General features: G+C 69.0%; 8 protein-coding genes. 6 read left to right on the forward strand and 2 right to left on the reverse strand.

From position 1 onward, the window contains the following. The first annotated feature begins 13 nt into the window (after positions 1-13). A complete protein-coding gene (locus tag VX037_RS08600; protein ID WP_328713897.1) occupies positions 14-958 on the forward strand; it encodes a diacylglycerol/lipid kinase family protein in 945 nt (314 codons plus the stop codon). Between the two features lie 55 nt (positions 959-1013). On the opposite strand, the gene VX037_RS08605 is transcribed toward VX037_RS08600, so the two are convergent. Then, entirely contained in the window at positions 1014-2450 is a 1437-nt protein-coding gene (locus VX037_RS08605) for a CCA tRNA nucleotidyltransferase (protein WP_328713899.1), read from the reverse strand. 195 nt (positions 2451-2645) lie between these two features. Between VX037_RS08605 and VX037_RS08610 the strand changes: the two genes are divergently transcribed. The 3 genes from VX037_RS08610 to murJ are packed head-to-tail and all read left to right on the forward strand — an operon-like array spanning position 2646 to position 10484. Further along, positions 2646-3842 carry an NUDIX hydrolase gene (locus VX037_RS08610; RefSeq protein WP_266061869.1) on the forward strand — a complete coding sequence of 399 codons (1197 nt, stop codon included), beginning with the start codon at positions 2646-2648 and terminating at the stop codon, positions 3840-3842. Then, a complete protein-coding gene (locus tag VX037_RS08615; RefSeq protein WP_442903650.1) occupies positions 3835-6612 on the forward strand; it encodes a hypothetical protein in 2778 nt (925 codons plus the stop codon). Before VX037_RS08610 ends, VX037_RS08615 begins: the two co-directional genes overlap by 8 nt. Next, on the forward strand, positions 6609-10484 hold the full coding sequence (gene murJ, locus VX037_RS08620) for a murein biosynthesis integral membrane protein MurJ (RefSeq protein ID WP_328713902.1): 3876 nt from the start codon (positions 6609-6611) through the stop codon (positions 10482-10484). The genes VX037_RS08615 and murJ overlap by 4 nt, the downstream gene beginning before the upstream one ends. On the opposite strand, the gene VX037_RS08625 is transcribed toward murJ, so the two are convergent. Then, the gene (locus tag VX037_RS08625; protein WP_328713904.1) at positions 10463-11452 is read right to left on the reverse strand and encodes a sterol desaturase family protein; all 990 of its coding nucleotides are present in this window, start codon (positions 11450-11452) and stop codon (positions 10463-10465) included. The genes murJ and VX037_RS08625 overlap by 22 nt on opposite strands. Positions 11453-11608: 156 nt before the next feature. Here VX037_RS08625 and VX037_RS08630 point away from each other — a divergent pair, with 156 nt between their 5' ends. Further along, positions 11609-12322: a TetR/AcrR family transcriptional regulator gene (locus VX037_RS08630; RefSeq protein ID WP_266061874.1), complete on the forward strand. Its 714-nt coding sequence runs from the start codon at positions 11609-11611 to the stop codon at positions 12320-12322. Between the two features lie 121 nt (positions 12323-12443). After that, the gene (sigM, locus tag VX037_RS08635) at positions 12444-13004 is read left to right on the forward strand and encodes an RNA polymerase sigma factor SigM (RefSeq protein WP_235721467.1); all 561 of its coding nucleotides are present in this window, start codon (positions 12444-12446) and stop codon (positions 13002-13004) included. Positions 13005-13072 lie beyond the last annotated feature (68 nt).

Genomic DNA, 13072 nt, shown 5'->3' on the forward strand with positions numbered 1-13072 from the left:
AAAATCGTAACCCATGGCGGGCGATCCAAACCACCACAGCGCCGACCGGAGGTCGGTCGGTCAGGTGACCCTGCTGGTCAATCCGCACGCGCGTCACGGTGCGGCCGGCGACGTCGCCGAGGCGGCGATCGCGCGGTTCGCGGCAAGCGGCATCGCCACCGAGATCATCGTCGGAGCCGACGCCCAGGATGCCGCCGAGCAGGCCGGAAAGGCGGCCGGCGGCGACACCGACGGGATCGTCGTGGTCGGCGGCGACGGAACCATCCGACTCGCAGTGGAAGCGGCCTTCGGCACCGACAAGCCGTTGGGCATCGTACCGGCCGGCTCGGGCAACGACGTGGCCCGCAACTTGGGCATTCCGTGCGACGACGTCACCGCCGCGGTCGACATCATCGTGACCGGCCACACGCGGTGCATCGATCTCGGCCGGGTCACCTTCCCGGACGGTCGTACCGCACTGTTCGTCACCGTCGCGGCGACCGGGTTCGACGCCTCGGTGACCGCGCGCGCCATCGACATGCGCCGGCCCAAGGGCCCGGCCCGCTACACACTCGCCGCGCTGCGCGAGCTCGCCGGCCTTCCCTCGTACCATTACGACGTTCGCGCCGACGATGTCGAGATCGACGACGACCTGGTGTTCGCCGCCATCGGCAACACCACGTCCTACGGCGGCGGTATGCACATCACCCCGCGCGCGTCCATGACCGACGGACTGCTCGACCTCACGCTCGCCCATCATCCGGATCGGTTCGCCCGCGCCACCGTTGCGCGGGTGTTCCCGAAGGTGTTCGGCGGAACCCACGTCGACCATCCGATGGTCCGCACAATGCGGGGCGCGGAGATAGAGCTGTACAGCGATCCGCCGGCGCTGGTGTCGATCGACGGCGACATCGTCGGCGAGCTACCGGCGGTGTTCGAGGTTGTGCCCGGTTCGACGAACGTGTTCGCCCCGTCGTGAGCAGGGCCGCGGCGTTAGGCCCGCCATCGGACACCTTCGATCCACACAGCGACCGTCAGCCCTGCGATGCCCACCATTCCCGCAGGGCCTCCTCGGCCTCCTCGCGGGTCAGCGGACCGCGGTCGAGACGCAGTTCCTTCAGGTAGCGCCACGCCTGGCCGACCTTGGGGCCGGGCGGCAGTCCGAGCAGTTGCATGATGGCGTTGCCGTCGAGGTCGGGTCGCACCCGCTCGAGATCCTCGGCTGCCTGCAGGTCGGCGATCCGGTGCTCGAGATGGTCGTAGTTCTCCTGCAGCCGCCGCGCCCGGCGTTTGTTGCGCGTCGTGCAGTCGGCGCGCACCAACTTGTGCAGCCGATCCAGCAGCGGTCCCGCGTCGGTGACGTAGCGGCGCACCGCCGAGTCGGTCCAGGCGCCATCTCCGTAGCCGTGAAACCGCAGATGCAGGAACACCAGCTGCGACACGTCGTCGACGACGGCCTTCGGATACTTCAGCGCCCGCATCCGCCGGCGCACCATCTTGGCGCCGACCACCTCATGATGATGGAAGCTGACGCCGCCACCCGGTTCGTGCCGACGGGTGGCAGGTTTGCCGATGTCGTGCAGTAGCGCCGCCCAGCGCAGGATCAGGTCGGGATCGCCGTCTTCGAGGTCCACCGCCTGTTTCAGCACCGTCAGCGAATGCTGGTAGACGTCCTTGTGCTGGTGATGCTCGTCGATCGTCAGCTTCATCCCCGGTACCTCGGGCAACACCCGAGCGGCCAAGCCGGCGTCGACCATCACGTCGATCGCCTCGAGCGGATGCTCGCCGAGGATCAACTTGTCCAGCTCGGCCCGCACCCGCTCGGCGGTGATGCGCTCGATCTGCTCCGACATGTCGCTGATCGCCTCGAACACCCGGGGTGCCACCCGGAAACCCAGTTGGGAGACGAAACGCACGGCACGCAGCATCCGCAGCGGGTCGTCGTTGAAGGATTCCTGTGGCGTGGCCGGTGTGTCGATCACGCCTGCCAGCAGGGCGGTCATGCCGTCGAGGGGGTCGACGAACTCGGCTGGACCGTCGGCTCCGATCCGCACCGCCATCGCATTGATGGTGAAGTCGCGGCGCACCAGGTCCCCGCGCAGGGAATCACCGAAGACGACCTGCGGGTTTCGGCTCACCCGATCATAGGAATCGGCACGATAGGTGGTGATCTCGATGGTCGCGTCGCCTTTGCGCGCGCTGACCGTTCCGAATTCGATCCCGGTGTCCCACTGTGCGTCCGCCCAGCCGGCCAGGAGCGCGGTGACCTGCTCGGGCCGCGCGTCGGTGGTGAAATCCAGGTCGCCGGCCAACCGGCCCAGCACGGCGTCGCGCACCGACCCGCCGACCAGATACAGCTCGTGGCCGGCATCGGCGAACAGCGTGCCGAGCGGAACCAATACATCCGAGAACGTCTGAAGCGACACGGCCGCGCCGGCCAGCAGACGAGTTCGGCGATCGGGGTCGGTCACGGCACATCAGCCTACCGTCGACGCAGCCGGGGTCCGCATCCCATCCCTGGTCGGTATTGCCACCCGATTCCGGGTGAACCGGGCGGATTCGCGGTGAACCGTGGCACAAACCGCCGCCCATCCGTGTCGACACCACCCTCGGCGCCACGGCCCATCCAGGCAAACGCCAGGTTGCCAGCGGCTAGCATCGGAGACGTGTCCGCCGACCCGTCCACCGACCCCTCTGACGTCTCCGACGACGTCATGGCGGGTTCGCGTGGTCCCAACGGGACCGGACGGCGTGATTCCGGACATCAGGATTCGGCACGATCGGCCGACACCTCAACGGGACACCGGGTGACCCCTGCCGACCTCGCACGCGCGAACTCCCGCGGCGGCGGTGTTCAGACCGGCACCGGATCGACCGCAACCGACGACCCGGGCGGAACCACTCGGCGCGGGCGGCGCGGACGACGGCGCCGCGGACGACGACCTTCTCCTCCCAGCACCGCCGACGCCGGACACGACGAGACACCGGCCGCCGAACGACGCGACACGCCCAATCCCGGGCAGATGCCGAAGCGGTCCGGAAAGGCCGACCACGTCGAGGAGGAGTTGCGCCCGACTCACACGCGGGTGTCTCCCCCGAAACCCTCCGACCTTGTCGCGGTGACCGCCAAGATCACCAAGACCGGACTGACCCACACCTCCGCCGGCGCCGAGGCGACGACCTCGACGACCGCGAAGTCGAAGACCCGGCGCCGCACCGGCGGCAAGGGACCCGAACGCGGCCAGGAGCGCCTGCGCACGGTCCGCGAGACGTCGGCGGGCGGGCTGGTCATCTCCGATCTGGACCTGCCGACCGAGGAATTGTGTGCGGCGCTGATCGGCCGCATGGACCGTCGCGGACGGATGATGTGGTCGTTGCCCAAGGGGCACATCGAGACCGGCGAGACGGCCGAGCAGACGGCGATCCGCGAGGTCGCGGAGGAAACCGGCATCAGCGGCACCGTGGTGGCACCGCTGGGCAAGATCGACTACTGGTTCGTCAGCGAGGGACGTCGAATTCACAAGACGGTGCACCATTATCTGCTGCGCAGCATCGGTGGAGAGCTCTCGGACGCCGACTATGAGGTCAGCGAGGTGGCCTGGGTGCCGCTCGAGGAGTTGCCCCGCAAGCTCACGTACTCTGACGAGCGGCGACTGGCCCGGATGGCCCGCGGCGTGATCGCCGATCTCGCCGCCGACCCCAACCGGTTGGCCCAGTCCGAGGCCGAGAGCATCCGCACCGAACCCAACGCCTATGAGAGAGCCGCAGCTGCCCGCAACCAGCGCCGCAACGAGCCGTTGCCCCCGGCGCGGTCGCGTCGACGGCGCAGGCGGCCGCGGCGTCCACCGGCCGGCGATGCCTGACCCGGTACCGCCCCCGCTGCCGCTTGTTCTCCATCGATTCACGCACGGTCGATCCACGCGCGCATCCGCGGTGGTGTTCGCTGTCGTGGCGCTCGTGGTGCTGTGCGCCGGACCGGCCACGTTCGCCACCGCCGCGCCCGTGTCCGACGACACGGCCGGCACCACCGACGCCGACGGGACCGGTGGCTTCCTGCGCCTGACGATCGACGAGATCACCCCGTCGATCGTCACCAGTGGAGGCGGCGCCGACGTCACGGTGTCCGGCAGTGTGCGCAACGTCGGCGACCGTGATCTGGAAGACCTGTCGATACGCCTCGAGCGCGGCGATGCGATCAGCGACGCCAACGAGCTGCGCAGCAGCCTCGCGGTGGCCCCGGTGCCGGTGAGCGCGGCCACCGCCTTCCGCCCGGTGACCGACGCACTCGCGCCGGGCGAGTCAGATGACTTCAGCATCACCACCCAGCTGTCTGCGACCGACGGGCTCAACATCCAGCGAACCGGAGTGTTTCCGCTCAACGTCAACGTCAACGGCGTCCCCGACTACGGCAACGCAGCCAAGCTCGCCCAGTCACGCACGCTGCTGCCGGTACTGTCGCTGCCGCCCAACGCCACGCGAGCCGATCAGTACGTCGATCCCAGCACCGACGTCGACGACGCGAACATCGACAGCGATCTCGGCTCCGACGGATCGGTGTCGGCGAATCTGTCGAGCCCCGCACAACTCACGATGCTGTGGCCGCTGGCGGCGCCGCCCCAACTCACCCCGGGTGTGTTGGGCGGCAGCACCGAACCGGTCCGGCTGGTCGGCGAGGAGATGGCCCGCTCCCTGTCGGACGGCGGGCGCCTGCACACCTTGCTCGACGCCGCGCGGTCGGTGGCCGGATCCTCGGCCGGCGCGACGTCGGCGCCTGCTTCCGACACCACGTCGCCGACACCGTCGGTCGCTGAACCGGCGGAGCCCGAACCGTCGGCTCCGGGTGCCGCGCCGCCCTCGGCATCGGGAGAAGCCGCACCACCCGAAGGCGCTGCATCACCGGACGCGCCGTCGCGGCTGGCGCAGAGTATGTGCCTGGCGGTGGACCCGGACCTGCTGGTGACCGTGCGCGCGATGTCGCTGGGTTATGCGGTGTCGTCGGATCCGATGGACCCCACGTCGCCGACCACCCCGGGCACCGGTCAGCCGGCCGCACTGCAGTGGCTGACCGAACTGCGTGACGTGGCCTCCCGGATGTGCGTCGTCGCATTGCCGTTCGCGCAGGCCGACCTCACGTCGCTGTCGCGGATCAACGATTCGGGGCTGACCGACGCCGCCCTGGCCGGGCCCGCAGACGTCGTCGACGCCGTTCTCGGGGTGCGCAGCGTGCGGGGCATCACCGTGCCGGCGCTCGGCGCGATCGACAACACCGGCGCCGACGTCCTCGCCTCCGCATCGGTGGGCGCCGCGGTGACCTCCGCCAGCAGCGTCGACGCCGAGCGCGCGGACCCCACCGGCCGCTATCGAGTGGGTGACCTGGCAGTACAGACCAGTGAGGCACCGCTGACCGCGGCCCTCGCCGGTCTCGGCGACACCCCCACGACACCACCGCTCACGCCGGCCGACCAGGAGGTGTCCTTCGACGGTGAATCGGGCACCGCGCGCCGGCAAGCGGCGGTCGCCGCCGTGGCATATCCGGCCATCGACGCACCCACCCAGCCCGACCCGGCCGACCTGCCCACCGCCGGACGCAGCGAGTTCGTGATGCCGCCGACGTACTGGTCGCCGACCGCCGACGACACCGACGCCCTGTTCACCACCGCGACGCTGCTGCTCGAGTCGGGCGCCGCCACCCCGAGTCCACTGGCCGATGTCCGTGGCGCCCTCGACGCGACCACCACCACGGCCCGATTGACCCAACCGCCGGGCAGTCGACCGCTCGCCGAACTGGGCATGGCCGTCTCCGACGACGTCGCCGCCCAGATCGACGACGAGGCCGAACTCTCCTTCCAGCTGCAGGCATCGTTGATGAGCTCGGCGGATGTGGCCGCGACCCCCGAACGATATGTGGCCCCACTGCGTGAGGATCTGCTGCGCGCGATCCGCACCCCGGACACCGCGTCTGCTGCACTGCGTGCCGAGGCGCGCGGGCAGCGCGCCGCACGCATCACCGCCGTGGACGCCACCCTGCAGCGCATGCGCAACTCCGTCACCCTGCTCGATCCCGGTGGCCGCTACACGCTGGCGTCCGAACGCAGCCCGCTGCTGCTGGTGGTGCGCAACGATCTGTCCCTGCCGATCCGGGTGCGGATCAACGTCGATGCACCGCCCGAACTCGACGTCGGCGATCTCGGCGTGATCGAGATCCCGGCACGCGGCACCCGACAGATCCAGTTGCCGACGCGCGCGGAGACCTCCGAGGAGGCGATCACCGTGACCATCGGTCTGACCACGTCCAGCGGCATCTCCGTCGGGTCGCCGATCTTCCTGTCGGTGCACGCCAACGCCTACGGCAAACCGTTGTTCTGGGTGACCATCGCCGCCGGCGTGGCCCTGGTGCTGTTGGTGGCCCGCCGCCTATGGCACCGCTTCCGCGGCCAACCCGACCCCGCCGACGAGGACCGGCCCGACCCCGACGAACACGATCGACTGCTGGCCGGCGCCACCTATCAGGAACGCCGCCGTAACCTGCAGACAGAACACCCGGGGCATGAGCACCACGATGTCTCGGCGGACGAGACCGACGACCACCAGGAGCCGACCACGACGAGCTCGAGTGACGGGGACAGGCCATGAGCGAACAGCGACCACCGGAGTCCCACCGGGCGGCCCCGCGTCGGATACCGCCGGGAGCGCCGTCGGGTCCGCCGCCACGCCGCGCCACCCCACCCGGTCGCGGCCGACCCGCACCGACTCGTACGGACACGCTCACCGCCGCCCGGACCGGCGGCCGACCGGCCCCGGAGACCCGCGCCGAAGCCGAGATCGACGAGTCGTCGACCGGCCTGTCGCGTGACTCCGACGCCAGCATCCTCAAGACCAGTGGATCCATCGCGCTGGCGACCCTGACCAGCCGGATCACCGGATTCGTGCGCACCGTCTTGGTGCTCGCCATGCTCGGTCCGGCGATCGCCTCGGCGTTCCAGGCCGCCTACGTGCTGCCGAACATGATCGCCGAGGTCGTCCTCGGCGCGGTGCTGACCGCCATCGTCATCCCGGTGCTGGTGCGGGCTGAGGCGGAGGACGCCGACGGCGGACGCGCCTTCATCAACCGCATCTTCACGTTGACCGTGGTCACCCTTGGCGCCGCGACCGTCATCTCGCTGATCGCCGCTCCCCTGTTGACCTTCCTCAACGTCGGCGACGGCGACGTCAACCGCGACCTGACCACCGCGCTCGCCTACCTGCTGCTGCCCGAGATCCTCTTCTACGGCCTGTCGGCCCTGTTCATGGCGATCCTGAACATGAAGGGGTTCTTCAAGCCGGGCGCCTGGGCTCCGGTGCTCAACAACATCGTCCAGATCGCGACGCTCGTGCTCTACGCGGCGATGCCCGGCGAGATCTCGCTCAACCCGGTGCGGATGACCGACCCGCAGCTGCTGGTGCTCGGCATCGGTACCACGCTCGGCGTCGTGGTGCAGGCGATGATCCTGGTGCCGTGGCTCAAGCGGGCCGGCATCCGCCTGCAGCTGCAGTGGGGGCTCGACGCCCGGCTCCGCCGGTTCGGCAACATGGCGCTCGCGATCGTCATGTACGTGGCGATCCTGCAGGTCGGGTTGGTCATCACCTACCGCATCGCCGCGCACACCGACGCCGCCGGCATCAGCGTCTACGCCACCCACTGGCAGCTGCTGCAGCTGCCCTACGGCGTCCTGGGCGTCACCATCCTCACCGCGATCATGCCGCGACTGTCGCGCAACGCGGCCGCCGACGACAACCGGGCCGTCGTCGACGATCTGTCGCTGGCCACCCGGCTGACGATGGTCGCGCTGGTACCCGTCGTCGCCTACATGACATTCTTCGGCCCGGCCATCGGTGTGGCCGTGTTCAACTTCGGCCGGTTCGATGCCGAGATCGCATCCCAGCTCGGTTCGGTGCTCGCCTGGGGCGCATTCACGCTCATCCCCTACTCGATGACGCTGGTCCAGCTGCGGGTGTTCTATGCCCGCGAGGACGCCTGGACGCCGACGGTGATGGTGCTGGGCATCACGGTGGTCAAGGTGGCCGCGTCGCTGCTGGGTCCGGTGCTGTTCTCCGACCCGGAACTGGTGGTGCGCTGGCTGGCGCTGTCCAACGGGCTCGGCTATCTGGTCGGCGCCGTGGTCGGTCACTTCCTGCTGCGCCGACGGCTCGACGACGCGCGGCTGACCGACGTCGCCCGCACCACCGCGGTGACGCTGGTCGTCTCGGTGGGCATCAGCGCCATCGTGTGGGCCGTCGCCCAGCTGTCCGGACTACATCTGATGATGACCGAGGCCGGAAAGTTCGGTTCGCTGATCTACTTGGCGCTGACGGCAGTGGTGGTACTCGGCGTCACCTACGCCGGCCTGGCCGTCACCCGCCTGCCCGATGTGGTCTCGATCGGCCTGACGGTGCGCCGCGTGCTGGGCAGATTCGTCCCCGCCTTGGCGCCGCCTGAGAGCCCGGTAAGAGAATCGACTGCAACCATCACGGTTCAGTTTCCGCAGACCGTCACCGACGAATCGCTCCCGTATTCTGGTCAGGTACAGGTGCTCCGGCGATTCGACCGGGGCACTGCCACATGGCAGTCGTACTCGGTTCACAGCGGTGGAGCCGCGCGCCTCCGCGATGGTGGCGAGATGCGGATCCACGCGCCACGCGACATGCGGTATCGCAGGAGAGGAGCTCGGCGCGTGAGTGACAATGAGATCGGTGCCACGCAGGACACCGAGATCATCCCGGACTCTCCGGCCGACCAGGGCTCGGTACGAGTCGAGGATCGGTCCGAGACATCCGCGACGGACACCCCGACCGCGGACCGTCGCGACGATCCCGGCCGCGCCGAGAAGCCCACGGACACACCGAAATCGGACAATCCAGCCAACCCCGCCCAGGCGACCACGCGGATGCCGTCGGCCACCCAGCCGCGGCCGCGGGGTCCCCGGCTGGTCCCCGGGGCGGCCGTCGCCGGCGGCCGATACCGCCTGCTCGATCACCACGGCGGCACCCGCGGTCTGCAGTTCTGGCGGGCTCTCGACATCAATCTCGACCGTGAGGTGGCGCTGACCTTCGTCGACGCCGAGCAGCTCGCGCCGCCACCGCGCCGCGGCGAAACCGCCAAGGTCACCGACGACGGACCCCAGGGCGTGCTGTCGCGCACCTTGCGACTCGGTCAGATCTCGTCGGCCGGGGTGGCGCGTGTACTCGATGTGGTGCGCGGATCCTCGGGCGGCATCGTGGTGAGCGAATGGGTGCCCGGCTCGTCGTTGGCCGAGGTCGCCCGTTCCGAACCGTCCCCCATCGGGGCGGCACGCGCGGTGCGCGCACTGGCCGCGGCCGCCGAGGCCACCCACCGCTCGGGTGGGGCGCTGTCGATCGACCACCCCGACCGCATCCGGATCAGCACCGACGGCAACGCCGTGCTCGCCTTCCCCGGCACCCTCGCCGGTGACGACAAATCCTCCGACGTCCGCGGACTGGGTGCGGTGCTCTATGCATTGCTGCTGGCACGGTGGCCGCTCGACGGCCGCACCGGTACCCGTCTGGTGACCACCTCCGACACGACCGACGAGGTCGGCGGCCTGCCGATCGCGCGCCCCGACAAGAACGGCGCGCCGATCGAACCCCGGGAGGCGCGGCCGGACACGCCGTTCGAGATCTCGGCCGTCGCCGCGCGAGCCCTCGACGGCAATCGAGGCATCCGCACAGCCGGCACGATTCAGCACGTTCTCGACCAGGCGACGGTGATCGATCTCAACACCGACATGTTGCCGGCGATCGAGACCGACCAGGCCCCGGTCGCAATGACCCCGACGCCGTCCCGTACCACTGCCGGTACCGAGCCGGAGGGCACCGGACGACGCAATGTGGCGTTGCTCGCCGGCGCCGGACTGCTGGCGCTGTTCGTCATCATCGCGCTGGTGGTGTGGGCGACCAACATCTTCGGCTCCGACGGCGACGCGTCGGACATCGACTCCATCCTCACCACCACGTCGGCACCTCCGGCGACCGAGACCCAGCAACAGGCCGCGGCCCCGCCGGCAGCACCGGCCCCCATCCCGCTGCAACGGGTGAACCTGGTCGACTTCTCGAACCAACCGCCCGACAGTTCCACCAATCTCGGCAATGTGATCAGTGGTGTCGCACCTCCGTGGAGCACCGACATCTACCGCGGCTCAGCCGATTTCGGCGGCCTCAAGGATGGTCTCGGGCTGATGTTCGACCTCGGCAGCGACCAGTCCGTCGCCACGGTCACCATCCGGACACCCACGCCGGGGTTCGATGTGTCGATCCGGACCGCGACGTCGGCGCAACCCACCTTCGCCGAGACCACCGAAGTCGCCTCCGGCACCGTGTCGCAGCCGTCGACCACCATCACCATCCCGAACCCCACCGAGAGTCCGTTCGTGATGGTGTGGTTGACGTCGCTGCCGGCGGGTGGCGGTGGCTTCCAGGCAGAGATCGCTCAGGTCTCGATGGCGGGCTGATCCCGCCTGTGCGGTGAGCCCAGCATCCGCTGACGACCTGCGCGTACCGGCGGATTCGTCGTCGCCGGCTTCCAGCCCGGCGGTCCGAACACCAGACCCAACCGCGTCCGCACGCCTCGGGCGGCCCGCACATCTCGGGCGATGGCCACGTACTCGTGGGTCTGCAGCCGCCAGATGTTGTAGGTGTCGACCGGCGTGGTCAATCCGTACGTCGGACGATGTTCCTCCGCGGCAAAGCTGCCGCAGAGCCGATCCCAGATGATCAGGGTGCCACCATAATTGCGGTCCAGGTACTCGCTGTCACTGCCATGGTGGACGCGATGGTGGGACGGCGTGTTGAAGACGAATTCGATCGGCCGCCAGAGCTTTCCGAGGTGTTCGGTGTGAATCCAGAACTGGTAGACGAGATTCAATGAGTACGCCGCGAAGACGAGGGCCGGCGGAACGCCGAGCAGGGGGAGTGGCAGCCACATCAGGATGCCGGCGCTGTTGTTCCACTTCTGTCGCAGCGCCGTGGTGAAGTTGAAGTACTCACTGGAGTGATGCGCCTGATGGGTCGCCCAGATCAACCGGACCCGGTGCGCGAGACGATGCTCCCAGTAGAACAGGAAGTCGAGTCCGACGAACGCGATCAGCCAGGTGTACCAGGCGTCGGCGGGCAGCTGCCACGGCGCCACGTAGCCGAATACGGCCGCATATCCCAAGAGCGCCAATGCCTTCCACGCGGCGCTCGTGCCGATCGAGACCACACCCATGAGCAGGCTGGCCCGTGCGTCACGGATGTTGTAACTGCCGGGTGCCGACGACGAACGTCGCGTCCCGTGCAGGTGCGCGCGCTGTGCGGGCCGGTCACGTTCGGTGTGGTCCAGCTTCCACGCCGCCCACCACTCGAGCGCAACCATCGCCACGAAGAACGGAACAGCCAGCACCGTCGGCTCCCGCATCGCCTCGGGCAGAAAGTCCAACACCGGCCACTCCTCGGTCGACGGTCACCAGACCGTTTCGGTTTCTGACACGAGTGCATGTCAGATAGTTCTGACACGGTAGCGTGTCAGATAGGCTGCTGTAAACAGTTCTTGGTATTCGCGATGCTTTCCCAACCGAAGCGGCAGGAGTCCGGCACGATGACCACCCGGGGACGGCGCTACGGCGGCGCCGACGCGGCGCAGCGGCGAGATCGTCGGCGCAGCGACCTCATCGCCGCCGGTCTCGAGCTATTCGGGACCGAGGGATTCGCCACCGTGTCGGTGAAACGGATCTGTGACCACGCCGGGCTCACCCAGCGCTACTTCTATGAGTCCTTCGAGGACAGATTCGCCCTGCTCGCGGCGGTGTATGAGGACTGCGTCGCCACCGCCCGGGCGGCCACGATCGGTGCTGGGGCCCCGTTCGTGGGCGGCAGCGGGGGAGCGGTCAGTGAGGGCGAGAGCGCGAAGAGTGTGGGAATTCTCGCCACCGACGCCGAAGCCGTAGCGCGGGCAGCGCTGGGGGCCTTCATCGGCACCCTCGCCGACCAACCTCGGCGCGCGCGGGTGATGCTGGTCGAGATCGTCGGGGTCAATCCGGCCCTCGAGCGGCTACGGCTCACGGCGATCCACGGGTGGGCCGACCTCATCCTTGCGCTCGCCCTGGGCGAACGGTCCGCCGCCCGACCGCAGCGACTGGCGGCCATCGGCCTCGTCGGCGCCGTCACCCAGTTGCTGGTGGATTGGTATACGAGCACGGCGGGGGAGTTCGCCCCCGGCGATGCCACCGACGCCGACCTGTTCGAACTCGACGCCATCCTCGACGTCAGCGTGGAACTGTTCGTGGCGGCCTACCAGCGACTTCTGGGCTGACACCGCCCGCGTTCCGCGCGGTGCACACCAGATTCCACACACCACGCATCTTGTCCCCAGTTCTGTGGACTACGTGCAGGTCAGTGGCACATCGCCGGTTCACTTCCATTAATCTTCTCCCATGACTCGGGGGAGCGTCGATGCACGCAGCGACGATGACCTGCTCCTCGCCCACGTGCACGGCGATCCCGGCGCCTTCGCGGTGCTGATCGAACGCCATCACGCCTATCTCTGGTCGGTCGCCTGCCGCACCAGCGACAACCCCGACGATGCCGCCGATGCACTGCAGGACGCCCTGCTCAAGGCGCATCGGATGGCCGATCAGTTCCGCGCCGACGCAAAGGTCACCAGCTGGCTGCACCGGATCGTGGTGAACTCCTGCCTCGACCGCATCCGACGCAACCGGGTGCGACTGAGCGTGCCGATCCCCAACTACGACGTCGAGCCGTACCCCGACGAGCGTGATCAGATGGCGGCCGTGGATCTGTCGCTGTCGATCGGCCGGGCGCTCGACGCGTTGCCACCTGAGCAGCGCGCGGCGGTGGTCGCCGTCGACATCGAGGGCATGACGATCGTGGACGCGGCTACTCGCCTGGGCGTGCCGGTCGGAACAATCAAGAGCCGGTGTTCGCGTGGTCGCCTGCGGTTGGCACAGATTCTCGGTCATCTGCGCGACGACTGATCACCCCCGGCGAGAATTGCACACGATCCGATGGAACCGGACCGCGGGCCGGTGCGTCTTACAGTTGA

The organism is Gordonia sp. Z-3, from assembly GCF_036233855.1.
Classification (GTDB): Bacteria; Actinomycetota; Actinomycetes; order Mycobacteriales; family Mycobacteriaceae; genus Gordonia; species Gordonia tangerina.

Excerpts from the sequence above, each read along its gene's own strand:
- VX037_RS08600 (WP_328713897.1), top strand. The coding sequence starts at position 14 with ATGGCGGGCGATCCAAACCACCACAGCGCCGACCGGAGGTCGGTCGGT.
- VX037_RS08615 (WP_442903650.1), top strand. The coding sequence starts at position 3,835 with ATGCCTGACCCGGTACCGCCCCCGCTGCCGCTTGTTCTCCATCGATTC.
- murJ (WP_328713902.1), top strand. The coding sequence starts at position 6,609 with ATGAGCGAACAGCGACCACCGGAGTCCCACCGGGCGGCCCCGCGTCGG.
- VX037_RS08630 (WP_266061874.1), top strand. The coding sequence starts at position 11,609 with ATGACCACCCGGGGACGGCGCTACGGCGGCGCCGACGCGGCGCAGCGG.
- sigM (WP_235721467.1), top strand. The coding sequence starts at position 12,444 with ATGACTCGGGGGAGCGTCGATGCACGCAGCGACGATGACCTGCTCCTC.